The following is a 23,025-nucleotide window of genomic DNA, read 5'->3' on the forward strand; positions in this document are numbered from 1 at the left end:
CTTTCTCGTTTTTATTGACGCCTACTTTTTCGACGCCCCGCTCGGGTCAGTAACCCGGGCGGATCAAATCGGCAAGGTCTTATCCGAGATAAAGACCTCTCGGATGTAATCCACAAACACCGACCATTGGCCGGTGACCAGCAGCAGACCGACGATGATAAGTAGTGCGCCACCGATCATTTGGATTGTGCGGGAGTGCTTACTTAGCCAGCCGATCCCCGTCAGTGCCTTGGAGGATCCCAATGCCACGACAATGAATGGTAGCCCGAGCCCCAGACAATAGGCGACGATGAGGATCACACCCCGGGCGGCTGTCATCCCCTGGGTACCGGCGGAAACCGAAATGATCGAAGCGAGTGTGGGGCCTAGGCAGGGGGTCCAGCCCAGGGCGAATACTCCGCCCAGCAGAGGCGCGCCGGCGATAGTCGTCCAGCGCTTGGGGCTCAGGCGCGTGTCGCGTTGCAGCGGGGAGATGAACCCCATGAACACCACACCCATGGCGATAGTCACCACGCCACCAATGCGCATTAAGAGTGCTTGGTTCAAAGTCAACGCGCTGATCACGCCGAAGACTGTGGCCGTGGCCAGCACAAATACGACGGTAAAGCCCAACACAAACAACAGTGCAGCAGTGGCCACCCGGCCCCGCTTGGCCTTAACCACCGTGCCTTCTTCGGTGAATTCAGTCTCCGCGCCAACGACGCCCGCTAGGTAGGAGATATAGCCCGGCACGAGTGGGATGACGCACGGCGAGGCGAAGGAAACCAGGCCCGCAGCCGCAGAGACCAGCAGTGCAAGCAACAACGGACCGGCGGCTGCCGTATCCGCGAAGGTCTCTCCGATCGACTCCGCGAGGATCATTTATTTGTCCTCATTCAACAGCGGTTCGACCTGCTCCCACAGTTCCTTATCCGTGATTTCCTTCAAGAAGATATGTGCCGGGCGATGCTTCTTGTCCAACACAATGGTGGTGGGGATGACGGAGGCCGGCACGCCGCCTAGTGCCAGAGCAGTCTTAAACGGCGGATCGTAAATCGACGGGTAGGTAATCCCGTTATCTTTCACGAAATCCTGTGGCTTCTCCTTAACACTGTCTCGCACGTTAATGCCCAGGACGGTACCGCCTCCGTGCTTCTCCAGCTTCTCCTGCACTCGTTGCAGGTCATCGGATTCACTACGGCAGGGGCCACACCACTGACCCCAGGCATTGAGCACCACGACTTGTCCCTCGAAGTCACTGAGGTTGATGTCCTTGTCGCCATTCAGGTTTGTGCCGGTGAAGTCAGCGACCTCTTTGCGCTCCTCGGGCTTGTAGTGGATGCTTGTCTGTCCGCCGGGAGACACGAATTCAAACTTGCCGCCACTAGCCACGGCATTAGTACCTGCGGTGTTGTCTTCGCCGCACGCAGAAAGTGCTGCGCCGCTGGCAAGGAGGCAGACCGCAAGCGCTGCGGTGGTCGTTTTACGCACGGTTAAATCTCCTGTGCTGGCTCGGAGTAAAAGATATCCGTCAGGTGTCCGCCGTCGTACACCAGCGAGGTCACAGATGCCAGCTCGCACTGTCGATCCGCTGGGTTGTGTGCCAAAGGCAGCCCCTGGACGTCGCGTTGGATCATCACGATGGGCAGCTGGTGGCTCACTAATACGGCTTCATGTCCTCGCGCCTTTTCACGCGCCGTGTCAATGGCCTGCCACATGCGCTCGGCGATCTCCTGGTAGGGCTCACCCCAACTGGGAATGGTGGGGTTCTTCAGCATCGGCCAACGCTTCGGATTCCAGAGAGCACTGCGCACACCCTTGATGTGCAGACCCTGGAGTTCGTTACCTGCCTCGATGATCCGCTCGTCCGTCGTTACTTCCAGCCCGAGCCTCTCTGCAAAGGGGCGGGCGGTTTCTTGCGCCCGCTCGAGTGGAGACGCGGCCAGGTAAACCACATCGTGATCAGCGAGGTCAGCGGCGGTGGCGTGTGCCATGTTCCGTCCTCGCTCGGAGAGATGATAACCGGGCAGACGGCCATAGAGAATGCGATCCGGATTGTGCACTTCTCCGTGCCGTACAAGGTGAACGATCGTTGCCATGGTCACCTAGCTTAGCGTGCCGACCACCTCAACCCAAGTAAGGCGATCCCTGGTTTAAGGGGTTCTTACTGGGGTTTTAGCTTTGTGGTATCAGGCTTCAGCGGGTCGGGTGGCTGCTGCAGCAGCCGCGGCGGCCGGAGTGGCAGCTGCCGCGATCTTCTCAAAGTCCGCATCACTGAGCGCCGTAGAGACGAACCAGGTCTCAAACACGCTCGGCGGAGCAAATACCCCAGCGTCCAAGAAGGCGTGGAAGAACGCCGGGTAGCGGAAGGTATCTGCTGCCTTCATATCGGCGAAGTTCGTGCCCTCCCCCTCGGCAAAGCGCACGCTCAGCATGCTTCCTGCCCGCTGGATGTTGTGGGCGACGGAGGCCTTGGTCAAAGCATCGGACAGGATGCCTGCCAAAGTATCGGCATTCGCATCGAGCTTCTGGTACGCGGCGGCGTCGGCGAGCTTCAAAGAGGCCAGACCCGACGCAACGGCGACGGGATTGCCCGACAACGTGCCTGCCTGATACACCGGGCCGACCGGCGCGAGGTGATCCATGATCTCCGCCTTACCGCCAAATGCGGCAGCAGGCAGGCCTCCGGAAACAACTTTGCCGAAGGTGGTGAGATCGCCGGCCACACCGTCCTTGCCAAACCAGCCGGACTCGGTGACGCGGAAGCCAGTCATGACCTCATCGACGATAAGCAGAGCGCCATTGGCGTGGGCGATACGCTGCAGCTCTGCATTGAAGCCCTGTGGGTTTACCGTGCCCATGTTGCCCGGCGCGCCTTCGACAATGATCGCGGCAATCTCGCCCTCGTGGGAGGCAAAAGCATTCTCGACGGCCTGCACGTCGCGGTAGGGAACCACGACAGTGTCGCCGGCGGCGGCCTTAGTGATGCCCGGGGAATCCGGCAGGCCAAAGGTAGCGACGCCTGAACCAGCCGCAACCAGTAGTGAATCCACGTGGCCGTGGTAGCAGCCCTCAAACTTCAGGATCTTGTCGCGTCCCGTATAGCCTCGCGCCAGACGAATAGCGGACATGGTGGCCTCAGTACCCGAGTTGACCAAGCGCACCTTTTCTACCGAGGTGCGGCGGACGATCTCCTCCACCAGATCCACCTCCACCGTGGTCGGGGCGCCGAAGGACAGGCCATGGCCTGCGGCCTCACGGACTGCCTCGACGATCTGCGGGTGAGCGTGACCGTGAATCATCGGTCCCCAGGAGCAGAACAAATCCACATAAGAGTTACCGTCGATATCGTTCAGCGTGGATCCCTGCGCGGAGGTGATAAACGGTGGGGTTCCGCCTACCGAGCCGAAGGCGCGAACTGGCGAGTTCACGCCGCCCGGGATCAGGGCACGCGCCCGATCCATGGCCTCGGCACTGGCCTGATGGTTGGAGTTTTCAGAGTGCTGCGCATCGACGTTGACAGACACGAAAGGAATCCTTTCCGCCACTTCGGGAAAAGTGGTTAGCTTGCAATCCCCACCAGCCTAGCGCGGCTAGGCCTGTGCCTGGTCAATCTCCTCGTCCAATGCCTCAGCACGGGCTAGAGAAATAGCCTCGGCGCGTTGCTTCTCCTGCTTGCGCAGTTCGCGGATCTCCCTACGACGGGCTACCCATCCCTGCCACGAGTGCGTCTGGCGCAATGTGCCCCGCGCGTAATTGCGGTGCAGGATACGCGCGCTGCGACTTTCGATCAGCGTAGAGCTGAGCAGCATAAACAAGGTTGCCAACAGTGGGTTAAGCACACCGGCGACGGCTAGCATCGCGCCGACGACGTTATAGGTCCAGGACAACCACACATTCCAGTCAGTGGTATTGCGCACGTGGCGAACCAAATTCACCAGCTCCGGCAGAGCCGATACGTCCTCGCGCTGCATCACCACGTCCGCCACCTCAGAAGCAGTCGGGTCAATGCGGTTCGAAGAGGCCATGAGGATGCCCACGTCCGCCACTCGCAGGGCACCCAGCACATCACTGTCACCCACCATCGCCACGCGCACACCCGCGGCGTGCACACCGCGCACCGTCGCCTCCTTGCGGTTCGGCGCAATACCTGCCAGCACCGTGGAGATGCCAATAGAGTTAGCTGTGCGGCGAGCCACCGGGTAGATGTCGCGGGAGAGCATATAGGTCTCCAACTGCATGTCTTCCAGCCGATCAATGGCAGCCGGGGCATCGTCCTTAAAGCTATCCGCCAGGCTAATTACCCCGCGGTCCTTGCCCTTCCAGCTCACGATGACGGGGGACCCGCCGCTCAGCACGGCAGTCGCCAGGTGTGGATCGCGCACCTCACCGAGGTCATGCGGACGCCACAGACGCGCCTTCACATTGCGCATCTCCCCTTCCACTGGCAGCTCTACCATGCCCTCGAACGTGCCGTCCTTGGTAATCTTCACTTCACCGACATCCAACCAGTGCGGGATCCCCTCCCCACCTGTACCCGCGTCGCGTGCTTCTCGATCGGCACGCACCAACGCGCGAGAAACGGCGTGGTTCGATTCCAGGGAAAGCGCTCCCGCCACGCGCAGGATCAGATCCGGATTCTCTCCCTTGGAAGGGGTTACGCCGATGACGTGCATCGGTCCTTCAGTGAGAGTGCCGACTCGGTTGAAGATAATGGCGTCAACCTCAGCGAGCTTGTGAATCGTACCCGTATCGCGCAGCAACGCGCCGGAAGTGGCGGCACGCCAAAGTCCCAAGCGCAGCGCCAGCGGAGCGGACAGAGCCAATGCGACCGGAGCCACGACGGCCAGCAACGAAAGCACCGTTGCCATTGCTGCGTCGACGGACTTGGTGATCGCCAACCAGGCAATGAAGTCTACAATGGCCAGGCCGAACGCCCACGGCACCAGCAGGCTGGCGGTGCGGTTTGTCAGCTGGGACAAGCGGGTTTCGTCCAAAGCTGAACCGCGCACCCACCGGTGCATCGCGGCCAGGCGGGTAGAGGAACCTGTCGCATGCACGCGCATCTTCAATGCGGCGCCGTGGTTTCGGGCGCCGGCGTAAATCCGATCGCCAACAGAGACCTCAAAGGTACGGTGCAAACCACCGACCGGCCCCATGTCCACGAGGGACTTACCGCTAATGATCTCGCCGTCACTTGGCACCATCATGCCGGTGGGGATGATGATGTCATCCCCCGTGCGGATCTCCGCAATCGGAATGTTCTTCTTTTCAGTTTTCGACTTGCGTGTCTTGCGCACCACCGTGACTTCCTTGGCTGCGGGCACCGTGAGCACGGACAAGATCGACTTGGAGCGCAGCGCGGTCCGGCGGGATAGCAACCTGCCGAACAGCAGCAGGATCGTTCCACCACAGGCCACGTCAAAGAACACTGCACCTTCGAGGTGCTGGGCAGACCACACGCCTGCGAACAGCACCTGGTGGCTCTGCCAGCTCACATTGCCAGCCGAGGAGAAGATCAACATGCACGCCGAGTACACATAGGCCAATAAAATCGCCACGGAACTGGCACCGTCGAGTGCCGATTGTCCGCGCCTAAGCCCACCGAGGAAAGCCCGGTGGAAAGGCCACGCGCACCATGTGACCACCGGGGTGGCTAGTGCGAGGCAGATCCACTGCCAGTAGTCGAACTGCCAGGCGGAAACCAGCTGCATTACCACCACCGGTAACCCAAGCAGCACAGCGACGATCAGCCGCATGCGGGTAATGAGCTGCCGGGCAGTGTGTAATCCTTCCGTCGGGTCGAAGGGGTTATTGCGCCGGAACCGCTCGAATTCCACCTTGCCCGCATCGCGTCGTTTGCGGCTTTCTGCTGCCGCCCACGCGCGTCGGTGGGCACTGGCGTGGCGCCGCATACGTCGACGGGTTTCCTCAATCTCCAGCCTGGCGGCGCGACGGCGGAGAGAGGAATCGGTCAGCCAGCTATCTAGGTTGTGTTTTTCCAGCACCTCTTGGATCTGCGTCAGGCTCACCTGATCTTCTGCGGAGATCCACACCATTCCCGTGGAGTACACCACGGCGGCCTGCACGCCCGAGATGTTGTTGAGTTCGGTTTCTACGGTGGTGGCATCCACCGCGCTTTCCAGCCCCTCCACTCGATAGGCGAAGCTGGTCAACCCCCAGTGCTCCCGGGTCGCGCGTTCGACTTCTTCCGGCGACTGGGGAGAGCGATCCATGTCGAAGCCAGCCTTCGCCGCAGCTTCGCGTGCCTGCAGGATGGCTTCGTCGACGTCGTCGACCTCCACGGAAGATTGGCTCGCGACGCGGCTACTGGTCGGTACGATCTGAGAATCGTTTTCTGACATTTCCCCTAGCCCCGCAGTGTGTCTCCCGGAAGGGTGCCATCGCCCTCGACGGGAGCTTCGGTCGACGGTTTCCCGGCGTCAAAATAAGGATTGGCAGCGGGCCTGTAGGCCAAAAGCAACGCTACGGCCAACAGCAACGCCAAAACAGCCTGCCCCGGTCCGGTGAACTGGAAAACCCACCCTGCCAGCATAAAGAAGATACCGATCGCACCAGCCCACAGCACCAGGCGTCGCTTGCTGCGATTACCATCACGTATGCCGCGGGAGAAGAACGCCAACACGGCGCCGACCACGATGCTGATTGCACCGAGAATGCGCACATTGTTGCGGACAAAGTCCATACGCTCTGCTTCCTCGGGATTCAGCGGTTCGCGATCCCACGAGGCTGTCAACGACAGGACCCCAAAGAAAATCATCAGTATCCCCAGGATCAGCAGCATCGCAAACGAGACAATAACAATGCGCGGTGTGGGGTCGCCCGGCTTCCAATAGTGGACCTTGCGGTTTTGGTCGTCACCGCTCGGCACCATCGAAGGGAACATTGCAGGCATGCTTAGCGCCCTCCCCAGGTGTGGTCGTTGTGGTTGGTGCGGTCGCTGTCCTCGCCCGTGCCTGCGTTTGTCTTGGCGTTCGCCTTTTCCTTTGCCCTGTCCCTGTTTTCTTTTTGACGGTTTTCTTTTTGACGCCGCGTCTCCGCCCGATACTCGTCGAGCTCCTTGGCGTACTTATCCATCTCCTTGTCGCTGGGGATGCCCAACCAATCACGGTTATCCGGGCGGGACATAAACCAGAGTCCCAGCGCGGCACCCACTCCAGAAAGAATGGTCAAGATGCCGATGATCAGCACGAACCCTACGGGCATGTACTCTGGCCCGCTGGCAAACGTGATGAGCACTGCATTGAAGATCATGAACACAGAGGCCACGTTGAGGAAGAGACGCGAGTACGGTGCGCCCCGTCCCGCACGCCAGGCCAGGTATGCACAGACGGCGGAAGCAATAATGCCCCACACCAGCGAGCTGATGTTCACCTGCGTGGCGATCTGCGAAGCATTCTGATCTGCCAAAACGCTGGCGAACAAGCCGCTTTGGCTGTCCAGCATCCCCTGGCTGCTCTGCGTCAGAGCACGCGGATCCACAATGTTTGCCACGAATTGCACCACACTGGCCAAGAGCTGTAAAACGGCGACGCTCAGCCATGCCCACACGCCGTAACGTACGTCCTCTGGCGCGTTCTTGGTATCCGGAGCTAGGCCGTCTTTGCGGCCCACCTTCGGCGGTTTCGGCGGTTTCGGGGTGCCCAGCGGCCCCTGCTGTCCTGGGGCTCCCTGGGGTATGCCATACCCCTGTGGCGACATCGGTGGCCGCTGCTGGGAGCCGGTGTGCGGCCCACCCATCTGGCGTGGATCTTGTTGTTGGGTATTCATTCGTGCGCTGCTGTCGGTGCTGTTCATACAGCCACCTAGCCTACTGTGATTACTGTCGTTTAAGCATCTTTGCCATTGAGCATCTGGGCTACGCGGGTGGCCCAGTAGGTCAGGATGATATCTGCTCCGGCGCGACGGATGCCGTACATGGATTCCATAATCGAAGCGTCCAGGTCAATCCACCCCTTGTGGGCGGCTGCGGAGATCATCGCGTACTCCCCGGAGACCTGGTAAGCCGCGACCGGCACCGGAGAAATATCAGCTATTTCACGCAGCACGTCCAGGTATGGCATTGCGGGCTTGACCATAACCATGTCCGCACCCTCGTCGATATCCAGTTGGGTTTCCAGGATGGATTCCCGTAGGTTGCGCGGATCCTGTTGATAGGTGCGTCGATCGCCCTGCAGCGAGGAACCAACGGCCTCGCGGAAAGGTCCAAAGAACGCGGAGGCGTATTTCGCGGAATACGCCATGATTGACACGTCCTGGAAGCCGGCATTATCCAGTGCTTCACGGATGTAGCGAATCTGTCCATCCATCATTCCGGAGGGGCTCACAATGTGGGCGCCGGCCTCCGCCTGGGCTACTGCCATTTTGGCGTACTGCGGCAGGGTGGCGTCATTGTCAACGATCTGGTGGCCAAAGCGATCCGTGGAGAGTACACCGCAGTGGCCGTGGTCTGTGAACTCGTCGAGACAGGTGTCGGCCATGACCAAAATATCGTCGCCGAAACGCTCTCGAACGGCGCGCACCGCGCGGTTGAGAATGCCATCTGCGGCCACCGCCTGGCTACCGGTTGCATCCTTGTCTTCGTCCCGGGGCACACCGAACAGGTCGATGGAGCCCACGCCCGCCTCCGCAGCTTCTTCCACTGCGCGCAACAGCGAATCCTCGGTGTGCTGCTGCACCCCCGGCAGGCTCGTAATATCGCGTGGCGCATCCAGCCCATCAGCGATAAACATCGGCAGCACCAGCCTGTTGGGGTTCAGATCCGTCTCCGCAGTGAAATTACGCATCTGCGGGGACGTGCGAAGTCGGCGGGGACGGCGAAACGGAGTGTAGTTCGAAGTCATGTCCACGATGCTACTCCCGCGCTCGGACGGGAGTTCATCGCCCCGTCACGCGGTCGCCGAGGTGCTTGTCCGCCGCTCAGTGCTTTACTTTTCGGTGGTCTTTTTCCGACGCCGCCTCCGCTTTCGCGGCGGCGGAAGTTGTCCCTTGGCGCGCAGGTCAGCGACGTGGGCAGCGAGGGCGTCAACCAGCTCCGGTACCCCGGCTGCTTCGGGCATCACGTCGACGCGCAGGCCATGCTCACGGGCGGTCTGCGCAGCCATCGGCCCGATGCAGGCAATGATCGTGCGGTTATGCGGTTTGCCGGCGATTCCCACCAGATTCTTCACGGTCGAGGAACTGGTGAAGCAGACCGCGTCAAAACCACCGGTTTTGATCATGTCGCGGATCTCCGGGCTCGGCGGGGCGGCGCGGACAGTACGATAAGCCACCACGTCCTCGACGTCCCAGCCCAACTCAATCAGGCCATCGACCAGCACGTCTGTGGCGATATCTGCGCGTGGCAGCAACACACGGTCCACCAGATCCAGGTCTGGATCGTGCGGTGGGAAGACATCCACCAGACCAGCGGCATTACGTGCGTCATCCTTGGGCAACAGCTCAGGCGTGATACCCAGATCTTTCACTGCCTGAGAGGTCTTCGGCCCTACAGCGGCCACGCGCACACCTGCAAGAGCGCGGGCGTCCAGGCCAAACTCACGAAGTTTGTCCCAGACGGCCTTCACGGCATTAACGCTGGTGAAGACGATCCAGTGGTAACGACCGTCCACGAGCCCCTTGATTGCGCGTTCCATCTGTACGGGACTGCGCGGCGGCTCGACGGAGATCGTGGGAACCTCCACCGGGATTGCGCCGTGCGAGGCTAGACGGGCGCTCATTGGGCCGGCCTGGTTCTTCGCACGCGGCACCAGGACGGTCCAGCCATAGAGTGCGCGGTTTTCCCACCAGGAGTATTTGGAGCGGTTGCCGACCTGGGAACCGATAGTCACGATCAGCTCATCAGGCAGCTCGCCGTCCTTGGCAGCTGGGCCGGACTGCGTGGTGATGGACTTCATCGTATCCAGCGTGGCGTCGTAACTGCGCTGGCGGCGGGTGGTGCCGTGCAGTGTCACTGTCGCGGGGGTGTTTCCCGCAATGCCACGGGACTTCAGTTCCTGTGCAATTGTGGCCAAGTCGTCCGGGGCGGCGGTGATAATCAGCGGCAAGCCAGCGGCGGCCAGCTGATCCCAATCAGTTCCGCCGCGTACGTCCGCCTCGGTAACGTCAGGTCCCACGCCGATGCCGGTAAAAGCGGGCACGGCCACGGAACCTGTCATGCCCGGGATCACCTGGAAGTCCACGGAGCTGGCCGCGACGTGCTGCAGCTCATCCATGACGGCCGGGTTGCTCAGCGGATTACCGGCGACGAGTCGCACAACGTCGTTGCCTGCCTTTGCACAGGCGATCATCTGCTCGGCCAGCACGTCTGGGGCTACGGCCAGGGAAACTCCAGCGGAGTCGAGTTCTTCCGCGGACTCGCCGGAGGTCTGTTCTTCCGTAGCCTGCGGAGTATTTTCCGTTGCCGCCGGGGCAGCCAGCACGATCTCGGCAGCGGTCGGCGGGGCGGGGCGCGGCGGACGACGGCGAGCGCCAGCTTCCTTAGCTGCCTTTACCTGTGCCTCCCACTCAGCTTCGGCGGCATCCAGCTTGGCCTGCGGCACCGGGAGCCGGGTGGCAATGATGTTCCGTACGGATCCCAATACAGCCGGGTCGACCCAAGCGTGAGCGGTGGTCTCCAGAATGTCGCGCGCACGGATGGTCAACAGCTCCGGGTTTCCGGGGCCCGCGCCCACGAAGAGGATCCGGCCGTGTCCAGTGGGAGCCAGGTCGGCTACTGACGCCACGGTAGCGGAATCAGTGCCTCCTACCTGGGCAAATCCGGAATCGGTCATGGTGGAACTTTCTATTTTGTCGGGGTTATTAAGATTTTTTGAAAGCAGTGCTCAACAGGAAATGTGAATGTCTCCAGGACTTTTGGCACTTCGCTGCCGAGTTGAAAGGGCTGTGATTCATCCTCTGAGGGCGTCACAAAGAAAGTGAGTTAATCGGCTTCAGCCACTATCTCGGCGGCACCATCCTTGAGAAGTTTTTTGCCTATGTCAGTGCCTATGGCTCTGGCGGCATCTATGTACTCCTGCCAACGGGGTTCCTCAGCTGCCGGGAATCCCTTATCAGAGGTGGGAGATGGTATGTCGAAGGTAGCTTCGCCAACCTGCACTAATTTGCGGGATCCATCCATAGCGAATACGCCACCGAATACGCGCAGAACGTGCTGTTCCGGCGCACTGTCTGCGGTGTCCTCCGGCTCTGTCCACAGGGAATACGCCGCTACGGGGGCGGTGCAGCCGGCTTCCAGGGTGGAAAGGACGGCACGTTCCGCGACGGCAGCCATGTGGCTGGGCAGGTGATCCAGGTGGCTAACCGCCTGCCAGGCAGCGTCATCGTCAGCGCGTACCTCCACGCTCAACGCACCCTGAGCTGGCGCGGGCATGATCGTGCTCGGGTCGATCGACTCGGCAGCGCGGTCCAGCTGGCCGACGCGCTCCAACCCGGCGCGGGCTAGAACCACCGCATCCAGATCTTTTTCCGTGCGACCCATGCGGGTATCGATATTGCCGCGCAGTGGCATTAGTTCCAGGTCGGGGCGGACTGCCCGAATCTGGGAGACACGGCGGGGAGCAGACGTACCTACCTTGGCGCCTTGTGGCAGCTCCAGCAATGCTTCGCCATTGCGGCTCACCAACACCTCACGCGGATCCACTCGCCGCGGGACTACGGTGCGAAAACGTGGGTCGGGTGCGGTGGGCAGATCCTTGAAGGAGTGCACGGCGACATCACATTCGCCAGCTTCGAGAGCCTTACGCAAGGTCTCAGTGAAGACGCCCACGCCGATCTGCGCGACCGGTGTCTGTGCGGCCTGCGAGGCATCACCCGGGGTATGGACGAGGTGCAGTTCTGCCTGGTAGCCCGCAGCGAGTATGGCTGCGCGGACATGACTGGTCTGAGTGGTTGCCAGGGCGGATCTACGGGTGCCAATCAGGAAAGTGCGGCTGTGTTCAGCGGTCGGGTTAGGCGTGGTATTGGACATGAAAAGTCTTAAGCCTCCTTCGCTACCTGGCTAATACGGGCAGCGCTTGGGATTTGATCGGCGCGGGCAACGGTTCCTGTAGTAGATCTCACAGTCTGGGGTGTGCCTGCTTTAACCTGCCCCGGCTGCGTAACAGAATCCACCATGCCGTTCGGCAAGTTGAACAACGCCGCGAGCGCATCCGGGTAACTAACCTGCTGGCCTCCGGCGGAAAGCTTCTTTGCCTGCACCGTCGGCGTGTGCAACAACTTATCCACCACACGCTTCATCGACTTAGCTACTGCTGCGCGATCCGCTTCGGACATGTCGGGGGTCAGGCGCTCCAATGCCATGAGCTCCTCGGCCATCACTTCACCGGCCTTTTTGCGCAGAGCCTTAACAGTGGGCACCACGGACTGCGCACGCTGCTGTTCCAAGAAGCTCTGCAACTCGTTAGCGACGATCTCTCGGGCGGGATCCTCGTCCTTCACACGTTCGCCCGCCATCGTGGTGAGTTCCTCGATGTTCAGCAGCTTGACGCCCTCAACGTCGGCCACGGAACGCTCAATGTCCGCCGGCATAGATAGATCGATCAGCACCTTTGTCCCGGCGCTGGAGGCAGAACCGAAGCCAGCCCCGGCATCTACTGCGGCCCGTACGGCCTGTTCGGTCACAACATTTCCGACAGCACCGGTCGCGGATACCACAATATCCACCGCATTCAGGCAATCCGCCACTCCATCAAGTGGCACAGCAGAGGCATCCACCCCGGCTTCGCGAGCATGGTTTACCAAGTTCTCCGCCCGCGACAGCGTGCGATTGGCCACAGTCACGTGGTCGATACCCAGCTTCCCCAGGTAGGTCGATGCCAGGGAGGCCATCGCTCCCGCACCAATAATCAGCGCGCGGTGGCCTGCCAGGGGATGGGACGTAGGGGCGTCATCCACAACAGAGGAAAGAGCGTGCGCAGGCTCGACATAGCGCAGAGCCTGATCCACCGCGAAGGAGACCATGGAAGCACCTGCCGAATCGATGCTGGTCTCGGTGTGTACGCGCTTACCCGTGCGCAGGGCGCGCTGCGTCAGATCGTGCAGGGTGCGCCCGACTGTGCCCGTTTCGTTGGCGGACTGATAAGCGCTGCGCAGCTGGCCGATGATCTGTTGCTCCCCCACAACCATAGAATCCAGCCCAGAGGCGACCTTCAGCATATGTTCCGCCGCGGAGTCGGCGTAGTGCACATACAAATGCGGCTCCAAGTCCGCGGCCTGCAAGCCAGAGAACTGCGCAACCGTCTCCACCACATGATCCAACCCGGAGTGGAAGGCGTTGGCGACGGTGTAAAACTCCATGCGGTTACACGTGGACAGCACAAGAGATTCGGAAATCACATCGTTATCCACCAACGAAAGCTGCAGCTTAGGAAGATCCGCATCAGCCACCGAGGCCTGTTCCAGCATCGTCACCGGCGCCGAACGGAAAGACAGCCCGACCAGCAACACCGACGCGGAACCAGTCCGGGTGTTACTACTCATTTGTCTTCAGGCCTCCTGCGGGGATCACTTAGGGCGGCAGCACGTGGCTCACCCCCAAGTTGTTACGAGTGTCTACGGTAGCCCTTAACCCACCCCGTTGCCAAAACGAGTTCCCACGGCTGATATATGGGGCTCGCTGGGCTCCCCTTGCGCCCGATCGATTCAGTTAGTGGTTCTGTTTCAGCGCTGCGATCAGGTCATCGTCGTCGATTTCCCAGCAGGCGACTTCCTCGTCGTCGACGAGCACGACCGGTACACGATCGCCGAATTCTTGTGCCAATTCTTCTTTTTCCTTGGTGACGCCACCACGGTCCAGTTCAATCACTTCCACCGTCGTGCCATAGCGATGTGCGATGGGGAGGATTTGCTGGTGTACGCGGGCACAGGATCCGCAAGTCGAACGGGTAATCAGCTGCACGCGTGCCTGCGGCTGCCCAGCTGTGGCGAAAGCATTATCTGCTGCGATGTTGTCGGAACTCACGGGTGATCATGCTACCCGTCAGCCTGGACGGAACAAGCGCTCTTGCAGAGGGACGCTTATGCGGTGCTTTCAGGGTAACTTTGTCTATGTGAATGAAGCGCCTGATCTGGAACCGTCGGACCGCCCCAAGCCAGCCCCTCGCTGGCGCGTGGGTTGGCGCTATACCAGTAGCGAATGGCGTGGTTACCTACGCGCCCTGTCGCTGAGCGCCAGGGCATATTTCCGCGAGCTCCGCGACGAGCGCGCTACAAAGGTTCGCCACGCAGATCATGAGGCCGCTACTGAGCATGAAATAAAGGAGAAGGTGGCGTCGTCTCCAAACCTACAGGTCGGGTACGGCACCGGGGCACCCCAAGCACTGTGGGAACTCAGCGAAGCGCAGCTGGATCAGCTCGCGCACAACTACGCGATTGACGGCAATCAGCTACGCACCGGCCTAGCGAACCTGGAAGGTGCGGGCATCGCAACGATGCCACCGCGCCACCTGGAACATCCGGATCCATCGATTCCGCAGGACACGGGCGTAGGTGCATTTTTCGACGTGGACAACACGCTCATCAAAGGAGCTTCAATTTTGCTTTTCGCGCGTGGCCTGGCGAAGCGTCGCTTCTTCACCGCGCGGCAGCTACTTGGCTTCATTTGGGTGCAACTGAAGTTTCGCACATTGGGTAAGGAAAGCGCCGACGATATCTCCAGTGGCCGCGAACAAGCCCTGGCACTCGTGAAGGGACGTAAAGAGTCCGAGGTTATCGAGATGGCACAGGAGATCTGGGACGCGACCATCGCGGAGCGAATCTTCCCGGACACCAAGGAACTGGCCGATATGCATATCCAGGCAGGGCAACAGGTGTGGTTGGTGACGGCCTCGCCAGTGCAGCTGGCTCAGATTATCGCTAAGGAGCTTGGCTTCACCGGCGCATTGGGCACGGTGGCCGAGGTAAAGAATGGTCGTTTTACCGGCCGCATGGTCGGCGACTTGCTGCATGGGGAGGAAAAGAAGCATGCGGTGATCGCCCTGGCGAACTACGAAGGGCTGGATCTGAGCCGTTGTACCGCATACTCCGATTCCGTAAATGACCTGCCAATGTTGTCGACCGTGGGCACGGCGGTGGCTATTAACCCGGATTCGAAGCTGCGAAAGGCTGCGACCGAGCGGGGCTGGGAGGTACGTGACTATCGGCGACTACGCCGCATGCTCCGACGAGTAGGTGGCCTGCGCCTTGCCCTAGGAGCCGGTGCACTGGGGCTGGCTAGCGGTTGGGCGTGGGTTTGGCGGAAGCAGTCCCGCTAGCGCCCAGTGTCACCCCGCAAGCACGCAAGAACCCACCGAGGCTGCGCCTTATATCGGGGCGTCCGCGGTGGGTTTATTTATATGCAGCAGCGGAGGTTACTTACCGAGCTTCCTACGCTGAACGCGAGTCCGGCGCAGCATCTTGCGGTGCTTCTTCTTGGACATGCGTTTGCGGCGCTTCTTGATGACAGAACCCATGGGGTAAGCCTCGTTTCTCTCGGTTAGTTATCTCTTCAATGCAAAGGTCTGCTCCCCCACCGCCGGACCTTTTACGGCGGTGGGGAAGATGTGTCCTCGAATGTGCGCGAGCCGCCACGATGGGCGACCGCATAAAAGTTTTCTCACATTCGCAGACACGAATGTTCCACAGTTTAGCCTCCCCCACCGCGGAGAAACAAAAATCCCCCATCACCGGGTCAGCGGTCGAAGCCACTGAGTACCGATAATGGAGGACTGTTGTTTCTGCTAAAACAGACCGTATCTGAGAAGTGCAGGTACGGTTCTTTAGCCGGTCTGGCCGGGGTTGTACTCGGAAGCTCCGAGGTACGCATCAACGGCAGATCCGCGAACACGGAAGTTGCGGCCAACCTGAACGGCAGGCAGCTCCTCCGAGTGGATCAAGCGGTAAACAGTCATCTTCGACACGCGCATCAGATCAGCGACCTCTGCGACGGTCAGAAATGTTCCATTATCGGTGTTAGCCATAGATCATTCTCTTTCTTTTGCGCTCTCATGCGCTGCAGGCTTCCCCTCCTGCAGGACGTCACACGTGATCGCTCGCGAACCATCATAACGTGAAACCTGTGAACAATGTGCAACAAGGGGAACCATTGAGGGCAGTTTGCCCCGAGTGACTCACGCAACTCGGGGTAATAAAGCTCACGCCAGTGATCGCTCGTGACTGGATTGAACAGGCGTGATTTGTGTTAAATAAATGTGTCTAAAAAGATCACTGGGGTCGACTGTGTAGCGGTGAAACTAACCCCAAATGGGCGTGACGCTACCGCTATGCGCCGAACTAGTCGTCGTTGTTCGCAGACTGTGCACTCGGCTTCGGCGCACCCAGCTCTTCAGAACGATCCTTACATGCCTCCATCGCACGGTAGAAGGCTCCGCGGAGGCCGGACTCTTCCAGCTCGCGCAGAGCCGCCGCCGTGGTACCGCCCGGGCTTGTGACCTTGGTGCGCAGAACAGACGGTGTATCCCCGCCCTCGGCGAAGTTCTGGGACATCATGGTGGCCGCGCCCTGCACGTTAGCGATAGCCAGCTGCTCCGCCAGCGGGCGTGCCAGCCCCAGCTGCACTGCCGATTCGATCATGGCTTCCACAACCAGGAAGATATAGGCCGGACCCGATCCGGACACAGCCGTCACCGCATCCAGATCCTTTTCCTTGACGATGACAGCCTCGCCGACCTTGGACATGATGTCCTGCACCGTCTTCAGCTGACCCTCTTCGGCAAAGCGACCGCCCGCGATACCGATGGCGCCCTGACCGACCAGCATTGGGGTATTCGGCATTGTGCGCACCACGGTGGTACCGGCCGGCAAAGTGGATTCCATAGTGCCGATGGTGACGCCCGCAGCCAGGGAAACCACGATCGTGTCCTGCGAGTTGCTATCCAGCACCTCCGCTACCTCGTCCAAAACAATGGGGACGATGTTGGGCTTCACACAGATGAAGAGGATATCGGTACCTTCAGCAGCCTCGCGCCCCTCGTGGGCGGTGACCATGCCGTACTTATCCTTCAGCTCGTCGAGTCGCTCCTGCGACGGATCCGCAACGATGATTTTCTTAGCGTCTGCGGCATCCTTCGTATCCGCAACGATTCCGGCCAGCAGGGCCTCGCCGATATTTCCTCCGCCAATAATTCCAATTTGAGTCATATAACCCAGCGTGCCAGGATTGGCGGCTTCCTGCTACCTCCCCGCTGGCTCCCCCATGCCAGCGAACATATTGGGCTTCTATAGCCCCTGAACCAAACGCGGCCCGATCGTGAGCACGAGTCCAACGACGGCTGCGAGGATCATCAGCAGCTTGTCGCGGTGGCGTAGCAGTGCGTGTACCAAGCCGACGAGCAGCAGCGTCACGGCGATTGCCAGTACCAGTGCCAAGATCGTCGGCGCCTTGGCCCATACCAGGCTGAATCCGAAGAACACGCCCACGCCCACAGCGATAGCAAGGATCGCCTGCAAGATCATCATTGGCCAGGAAATCGTGTCGTCTTCGTATTCGACGACTTCGCCATCCTCGAGAGTGCGCTCGAGCTCCGCGAACTGCGCCCGCTCGTCACTCGACACGCCAGGCGCGGCTGCAGCTGTAACGGCCTTCTTCTCAGCGCTGTCTTTATCGCGCTTTGTGACGCCACCCTTTTCAGGGGTCTTAGCGTCAGTACCCGAAGCCACCTCAGCCGCAGCGGTGCCTGCAGCCGCGGTTCCTGCGGCCGTGCCGGCTGCTGCAGACTTGGATGGCTTGATCGGCTTGGTGACCTTGGTGGCCTTAGTAGTCTTAGCGGGCTCAGCGGGCTGAGTGGACTGAGTGGGCTCAGCGGGCTTTTCCGCTATGCGACCACGCGCAACATCTCCAAAGGTAGGCTCCGTTGCTTTACGCTCCTTTGGCGCCTCGGCAGCCTTCTTTGGGGAAGACTCAACGTTGGAAAGCTGACCAGTCTTTTCCTCCGGGCGCTCCGAAGTGCGGCTCACGGAACGCTGATCCTGCTGGAACTCTTGCTTCGGTGCTGGCTCTTGCTTCGGCGCTGGCTCTTGTTTCGGTGCTGTGGGCTTCTCAGTTACCTTCGCAGCCGTGTCTTCCGGCTTAGCTGCCTTAGCTACGTCGTCCTCAGTCTGGACTACTGGAATGGAACCCGTCAGCTCGGCAACGGACACGCCGCCCTGTTCCAAGTTGCGGTGACGACGTCGACGCCGGCCAGTGTCAGCGGAACTGCTTTCTCGCCCATTGCGGGCGAGGAGTTCGGCGACTGTCAGCTTCTCACTCATCCATTGATCCCATCACTTGACCACCTGAATAACAGAGGCACGAGGCATTCGCCTACGTTCTGCCCTCAAGTGTCACTTTAAACATATGTCTTCAAACAGAGTACTGTACTCCCCTGCACCTGGCTTGGAGCAACTGGCGCTTGTCGCCCCACTTATAAGAAATCCAGTTCTGGGCCGACCACACCACACGATAACTAACCGGCAGGTTACTGTCATAGGGCATTCTTTCGGTGGACTGTTAGTGCACCCAGCTTTCCTAAGGTTAGAGGAACCCGACTGGTGCGGTGCCTTACTCATTGAGCCATCGCACCTATATGAAGCTGCAAGAAGTTCAAAACGGTGTTGTTGCAAAGTTGGGCGGAGAGCAGCGAAGACTCAGTTTCTCATTCCCTGATGGCCGCTGCGTGTGGGCGTTGTTAGGCCGTCTCGAAGACCCGGTTGACGATCACCGCGTCCGGGTTCGGTTGCCCGTAGGCAAACATCGCGCCTTGCCCTTTCCGCAATGAGTGCATCACCTCCACAGCGCTACATGGAGACGAGAACGCCGTTGGGATGCGAAAGTAGCTACGTCTGTTTGATGGTCCAGGAGATCGACGGGCCTGCCGATTGGAGATGTGATCTGATCAGATCAGCAGATCAGACACAATCTACTGTTTCAGTTGCATGGGGCGGTCGAAGAGGTTGTCTTCTGCCTCGTGCTTGTGTTGCGAGGGTGAGTGTGGCGAGAACGGCGAAGGCTGCTCCGATCCACATGGCTGCGGAGGGATCGTCACCGGCTCGGCCGATGGCGAGCGCGCCGATTGCTGATCCCAGGGCGACGCCCATGGTAATGAGGGAGGTGTGCACCGTGCTGACCATGTTCCCGGTTCCTCCGATTTCGGCGACGCGGGCGACCATGGCGGGGTTCATCGGCACTCCGGCGACGCCCACGATGAGCACCATGGCCAGCACGAGCGGCTGTGCGTTGCTGAAGGCTCCAAGGAGCGCGAGTGAGATGAATAGCAGTGTGTGCCCGATGCGCAGGATGCCGATGGCGTGCTGGTCGGCGAACTTGCCGACGATGAGGTTGCCGATGAAGGACACGATCCCGTAGGCGAGCAGGATCAGAGTCGTCGTATTCGTCGCGAAGCCGGCGTTCTGTTCCAGCAGCGGGGTGAAGTAGGAGAAGCCGGCAAAGGCTGCGCCGATGGTCAGCAGGCTGACCAGGTATCTGGACCAGAGTTTCGGCGAGCGCAGCTTGCGCAGGTCCTGTGCGGCGGCTTCCTGGGTGGCGGCTTCACGGGCGGGCAGGGTGAGCAGGCTGATGAGGAACACGGCGAAGGCCGCGATGCCTAGGATGTAGAAGCTGGACTGCCAGCCCCAGCGGGCCGCGAGGAAGTGCGACAGCGGCAGGCCGATGACGGTTCCGACCATGATGCCGCCGAGCACGATGGACACTGCTTCGCCGATCTTCTCCGGACTCGGGGCCAGTCGGGCGCTGTAGGACACGGCGATGCCATAGGCGGCGCCGGAGAGGCATCCGGTCAGGACGCGAAGCAGTGCCAGCCACCAGAACTCGTGGATCAGCGGGACCAGGACCTCCAGCGCGGCATAGGTTCCGATGACGATCAACAGCGAGGCTTTGGGTGGGCGATGCCGCAGGAGGTACACCAGCAGCGGGCCTCCGAGCGCCATGCCGAGCGCGTACAAAGTGACCACCGTCCCGACCTGGCCGGTCGAGACGCCCAGGTCTGCGACGATCTGCGGCATCATCCCCGCGGTCTGGAACTCGCTCATGACCACCACCATGATCGTGAGCATCAGTACGTACAGGTATTTCTTCATTGCCCGGTCTCCAATGTGGATTCTCTAGTACAAAATAAAGGTGCAGGTGAGCCCGACAGCTCACGGATTTCTCAGTAGTGGCGTATCAAGGTGTCAGGGCACTGAGGCCGAGTGCGACGATCCGCCGCAGTTCCTCGGGTGCGGAGCCGGCCTGTGCCATGACGCGAATCCCTGAGATCAGGGTGACGACCAGCAGTGCGGTGTCCCGAGCGTCCAGGTCCGGCCGGAGGCTGCCGTCGAACCTGCCGGCCCTGACGGCGTGCTCCAGCATCGCGAGCTGGCGTCCCAGTGCACGGTCGAGGATGCGGGCGACGCGCGGGTCCTGACTGCCGCGGTCCGGCGTCATGCGTGTCGTCACGACCATGCACCCGGCCGCGTGCCCTTCAGTGGACGCCTCGTACTCCTCGGCGATCATGAGATTCAGAACGCCGCTCACGCGTGCGAAGCCATCCAGTTCGGCATCGGCGAGCACCGCCTCCTGACTCTCACCAGTGACCTCGACATAGCGCTCCAGTGCTCGAACGAACAGCTCATCCTTGGAGTCGAAGGCGTTGTACAGGCTGCTCCGCCGCACCCCGGCCGCCGCGCACAACTGCTCAGTCGACGTGTCCGCGAATCCACGCACCCTGAACTGCGCGGCCGCGGCATCCAGCACCGTCGCCTCGTCAAACGTTCGTGGTCTACCCATGTCCGCGATGCTAGCAGATAATGGACTATGGAGTACAAAACAAACACAGGCCGCGACCGACGCAGCGTCGACTGGTGCAGCCGTTGTTGAATGGGCTGCCCGCATGACGCGCACCTGGCTCGTATAGGTGCTGTGGCAAAGTTGGGGGGAGAGCAGCGAAGACTCAGTTTCTCATTCCCTGATGGCCGCTGCGTGTGGGCGTTGTTAGGCCGTCTCGAAGACCCGGTTGACGATCACCGCGTCCGGGTTCGGTTGCCCGTAGGCAAACATCGCGCCTTGCCCTTTCCGCAATGAGTGCATCACCTCCATCCCTTTCAACGTCCGATATGCAGATGTCCGGTTCTTAAACGCGCCTTTCGGCCCGAGGATCCGCTTCAGCCGACCATGGTCGCCTTCCAGGATGTTGTTGAGGTATTTCACCTGCCGGTGTTGCACTGTTGGCGGGCAGATTCCCTCTGACTTCAACTCGGCGATTGCCCTGGCTAGGGAGGGTGCTTTATCGGTGTTGATCACTCTGGGATACCCGGCTGACGCATTGGATTTGAGGGCCTTGGTCAGGAAACGCTTCGCTGCGGCCACGTTTCGCTTCGGGGAGAGGTAAAAGTCCAGGGTCTGGCCACCGGCGGTGATCGCCCGATAGAGGTAGCACCACCTGCCGCCGACCCGGATATAGGTCTCATCCACCCGCCAGGAACTAGCCTGCCAGTCAGGTACCTGCCGATACCACCGTGTTTGCTTGTCCAGCTCAGGCGCGCATTTCTGAACCCAGCGGTAGATCCTGGTGTGATCGACCGGCACGCCCCGCTGAAGTCATCAATTCCTCCAGATCGCGGTAGCTCACCCCGTAGCGGCAGTACCACCGCACTCCCCATAGAATGATGTCACGGGGGAAATAACGACCGGAGAATACACCCATTGCTGTGATTAGTTCACGTCGCTCTTCCTACTGCCCCAACTTTGCAACAACACCGCAATCACTCACTCCTAGGGGAGAATGCCCCTTCAGCCAACACGAAGGTAGATTCACTGAGGTATCGTATACAGGCACAAGTGAGGTTCGGGCTACGTTACAATTTTCTCAGTTTATTAAAGATGAGCGAGGCTCCCTCGTCCATCGACCAACGTGGATACTTTAGAAAGTCATCTCCGAATTACCGAACCATTTTTGGAAAGTATATAGATGTTAGACTTTTTCAGATATAATAAAATTGGAGAACCCACTTGGGATTTCCTGTCAGATGTTAATATTTTATATCCAGAATACTTTCCATACGACATCGAAAATGCCGAATTTTTGGCGACTCTAGCACGCGACTACCAATACTGTATTGAAGTGCGCGGGGAATTGACCCATCCTTCTTTCATTAAAAATGATGCCCCGCTTCCAACTTGGACACAACTAGGAAGACGTTTGGGAAGACCCCTTCTTCCCTTTCGTGATTTCAGGCAGGCTTTCGGAAAAATGAGTGATGAGACATTTCAGTCTCAAATATTAACAAATGTAGATTTCCCCTTTAATACCAGCCTACAGCTATTTTGGTATTCACTACGTGCAGAATTAGGACCACCCCAGTATTGCTATTACCTCTGGGAGGGACTCGATATGCCCCCATACGAAGAACATACACTAAATGGACACTCTATTTTAACAGGATCATTTACTGGTGAAGTTAAAGACGCGGGCTTCGACGGCACAATATTTGCTACAGCGGCTTGGCACTCCAACAAATGGCTGATATTTCTCGCACAATGCGGGACCCGCGTGATTACCCTAGTTAACAATGATGACATTTGTGATAAAATAATGCTCAACCAAGATATAGAGACCACTCTTGTCTGGGGTGAATAGCATTCTTATAGAGCGCTTCATACCTACCAAGTGTGTTTCACATTCCTTTATTAAGTAGGCTAGATTTCCTAAACGTTGAGAGCAGGCGCCTTAGATATTCTAAACAGAAAGACGTTATAGAAGGAACTAATCAGCTAATCCATAGCTGCTTTAAAATATGCATACAGCGTTGTTCTCCCCACTTTTAGACGCCGCGCAATTTCTGCTTTCGGCACGCTATCATCCACCCATTCGCGTGCCTGAGCCCACTTGCTCATTAGTGAGCGCTCGTACGCGACCTTTGTACACCCCACGCTCTTTCGCCCGGGCGATCCCTTCGGCCTGACGTCCTCGAATGATGGAGCTGTACTGACCGGAGACGTTGATCGATGCGGACCCCACTCGAAGGTGCTCCCAAGCATCTCTTTCTCTCGTATGA

The 23,025-nt window shown here is 59.7% G+C and carries 21 protein-coding genes and 2 pseudogenes; 2 read left to right on the forward strand and 21 right to left on the reverse strand.

Annotated elements, in window-relative coordinates; all coding sequences use genetic code 11:
- Positions 1-63: 63 nt before the first annotated feature.
- From ACWXWJ_RS06430 to ACWXWJ_RS06485, 12 genes are all read right to left on the reverse strand, one after another.
- The gene (locus tag ACWXWJ_RS06430) at positions 64-861 is read right to left on the reverse strand and encodes a cytochrome c biogenesis CcdA family protein (RefSeq protein ID WP_473963889.1); all 798 of its coding nucleotides are present in this window, start codon (positions 859-861) and stop codon (positions 64-66) included.
- Complete coding sequence (locus ACWXWJ_RS06435; RefSeq protein ID WP_293792203.1) at positions 862-1,470, reverse strand: TlpA disulfide reductase family protein; 609 nt, start codon at positions 1,468-1,470, stop codon at positions 862-864. It abuts the gene before it with no gap.
- Between the two features lie 2 nt (positions 1,471-1,472).
- A complete protein-coding gene (locus ACWXWJ_RS06440; RefSeq protein WP_473963890.1) occupies positions 1,473-2,078 on the reverse strand; it encodes a histidine phosphatase family protein in 606 nt (201 codons plus the stop codon).
- Between the two features lie 90 nt (positions 2,079-2,168).
- Positions 2,169-3,506 (reverse strand): glutamate-1-semialdehyde 2,1-aminomutase, encoded by a 1,338-nt coding sequence (hemL, locus tag ACWXWJ_RS06445; protein ID WP_473963891.1) that lies wholly within the window; start codon positions 3,504-3,506, stop codon positions 2,169-2,171.
- 66 nt (positions 3,507-3,572) lie between these two features.
- Positions 3,573-6,344 carry a heavy metal translocating P-type ATPase gene (locus ACWXWJ_RS06450; protein WP_473963892.1) on the reverse strand — a complete coding sequence of 924 codons (2,772 nt, stop codon included), beginning with the start codon at positions 6,342-6,344 and terminating at the stop codon, positions 3,573-3,575.
- A 5-nt stretch (positions 6,345-6,349) separates the two neighbouring features.
- A complete protein-coding gene (locus ACWXWJ_RS06455; protein WP_473963893.1) occupies positions 6,350-6,895 on the reverse strand; it encodes a hypothetical protein in 546 nt (181 codons plus the stop codon).
- A 2-nt stretch (positions 6,896-6,897) separates the two neighbouring features.
- Positions 6,898-7,797, reverse strand: coding sequence for a hypothetical protein (locus tag ACWXWJ_RS06460; RefSeq protein WP_473963894.1), 900 nt, complete (start codon positions 7,795-7,797; stop codon positions 6,898-6,900).
- 32 nt (positions 7,798-7,829) lie between these two features.
- Positions 7,830-8,843: a porphobilinogen synthase gene (gene hemB / locus ACWXWJ_RS06465; RefSeq protein ID WP_434828318.1), complete on the reverse strand. Its 1,014-nt coding sequence runs from the start codon at positions 8,841-8,843 to the stop codon at positions 7,830-7,832.
- An 84-nt stretch (positions 8,844-8,927) separates the two neighbouring features.
- A complete protein-coding gene (locus ACWXWJ_RS06470) occupies positions 8,928-10,772 on the reverse strand; it encodes a uroporphyrinogen-III synthase (protein WP_473963895.1) in 1,845 nt (614 codons plus the stop codon).
- Positions 10,773-10,921: 149 nt separating this feature from the next.
- A complete protein-coding gene (hemC, locus tag ACWXWJ_RS06475) occupies positions 10,922-11,968 on the reverse strand; it encodes a hydroxymethylbilane synthase (RefSeq protein WP_473963896.1) in 1,047 nt (348 codons plus the stop codon).
- Positions 11,969-11,976: 8 nt separating this feature from the next.
- Positions 11,977-13,479 (reverse strand): glutamyl-tRNA reductase, encoded by a 1,503-nt coding sequence (locus ACWXWJ_RS06480; protein WP_473963897.1) that lies wholly within the window; start codon positions 13,477-13,479, stop codon positions 11,977-11,979.
- 166 nt (positions 13,480-13,645) lie between these two features.
- Positions 13,646-13,960 carry a glutaredoxin family protein gene (locus ACWXWJ_RS06485; protein WP_473963898.1) on the reverse strand — a complete coding sequence of 105 codons (315 nt, stop codon included), beginning with the start codon at positions 13,958-13,960 and terminating at the stop codon, positions 13,646-13,648.
- Positions 13,961-14,048: 88 nt separating this feature from the next.
- Between ACWXWJ_RS06485 and ACWXWJ_RS06490 the strand changes: the two genes are divergently transcribed.
- Positions 14,049-15,251 carry an HAD family hydrolase gene (locus ACWXWJ_RS06490; RefSeq protein WP_473963899.1) on the forward strand — a complete coding sequence of 401 codons (1,203 nt, stop codon included), beginning with the start codon at positions 14,049-14,051 and terminating at the stop codon, positions 15,249-15,251.
- 96 nt (positions 15,252-15,347) lie between these two features.
- On the opposite strand, the gene ACWXWJ_RS06495 is transcribed toward ACWXWJ_RS06490, so the two are convergent.
- The 8 genes and pseudogenes from ACWXWJ_RS06495 to ACWXWJ_RS06530 all read right to left on the reverse strand — a co-directional run bounded on the left by ACWXWJ_RS06495 (position 15,348) and on the right by ACWXWJ_RS06530 (position 21,674).
- Positions 15,348-15,449, reverse strand: coding sequence for a 30S ribosomal protein bS22 (locus ACWXWJ_RS06495; RefSeq protein ID WP_003855542.1), 102 nt, complete (start codon positions 15,447-15,449; stop codon positions 15,348-15,350).
- Between the two features lie 306 nt (positions 15,450-15,755).
- On the reverse strand, positions 15,756-15,956 hold the full coding sequence (locus ACWXWJ_RS06500; RefSeq protein ID WP_293792386.1) for a helix-turn-helix domain-containing protein: 201 nt from the start codon (positions 15,954-15,956) through the stop codon (positions 15,756-15,758).
- 313 nt (positions 15,957-16,269) lie between these two features.
- Positions 16,270-17,136, reverse strand: a complete 867-nt coding sequence (proC, locus tag ACWXWJ_RS06505; protein ID WP_448307801.1) for a pyrroline-5-carboxylate reductase — start codon at positions 17,134-17,136, stop codon at positions 16,270-16,272.
- Between the two features lie 78 nt (positions 17,137-17,214).
- Positions 17,215-18,246 (reverse strand): DUF2157 domain-containing protein, encoded by a 1,032-nt coding sequence (locus ACWXWJ_RS06510; protein WP_473963900.1) that lies wholly within the window; start codon positions 18,244-18,246, stop codon positions 17,215-17,217.
- Positions 18,247-18,662: 416 nt separating this feature from the next.
- Positions 18,663-18,764 (reverse strand): annotated as a pseudogene (locus tag ACWXWJ_RS06515) (IS6 family transposase); the annotation flags it as partial.
- Between the two features lie 118 nt (positions 18,765-18,882).
- On the reverse strand, positions 18,883-20,070 hold the full coding sequence (locus ACWXWJ_RS06520; RefSeq protein ID WP_473963901.1) for an MFS transporter: 1,188 nt from the start codon (positions 20,068-20,070) through the stop codon (positions 18,883-18,885).
- An 85-nt stretch (positions 20,071-20,155) separates the two neighbouring features.
- The gene (locus ACWXWJ_RS06525) at positions 20,156-20,758 is read right to left on the reverse strand and encodes a TetR/AcrR family transcriptional regulator (RefSeq protein ID WP_042529878.1); all 603 of its coding nucleotides are present in this window, start codon (positions 20,756-20,758) and stop codon (positions 20,156-20,158) included.
- A gap of 204 nt (positions 20,759-20,962) precedes the next feature.
- A pseudogene (locus tag ACWXWJ_RS06530) lies at positions 20,963-21,674 on the reverse strand (IS6 family transposase).
- 264 nt (positions 21,675-21,938) lie between these two features.
- On the opposite strand from ACWXWJ_RS06530, the gene ACWXWJ_RS06535 reads away from it, so the two are divergent.
- The gene (locus ACWXWJ_RS06535) at positions 21,939-22,607 is read left to right on the forward strand and encodes a hypothetical protein (protein ID WP_473963902.1); all 669 of its coding nucleotides are present in this window, start codon (positions 21,939-21,941) and stop codon (positions 22,605-22,607) included.
- Between the two features lie 134 nt (positions 22,608-22,741).
- Here the strand turns inward: ACWXWJ_RS06535 and ACWXWJ_RS06540 are convergent, their stop codons facing one another.
- Positions 22,742-23,008, reverse strand: coding sequence for a helix-turn-helix domain-containing protein (locus ACWXWJ_RS06540; RefSeq protein WP_473963919.1), 267 nt, complete (start codon positions 23,006-23,008; stop codon positions 22,742-22,744).
- Between the last annotated feature and the right edge of the window lie 17 nt (positions 23,009-23,025).

The sequence above is a fragment of the Corynebacterium sp. p3-SID1761 genome (genome assembly GCF_055862885.1).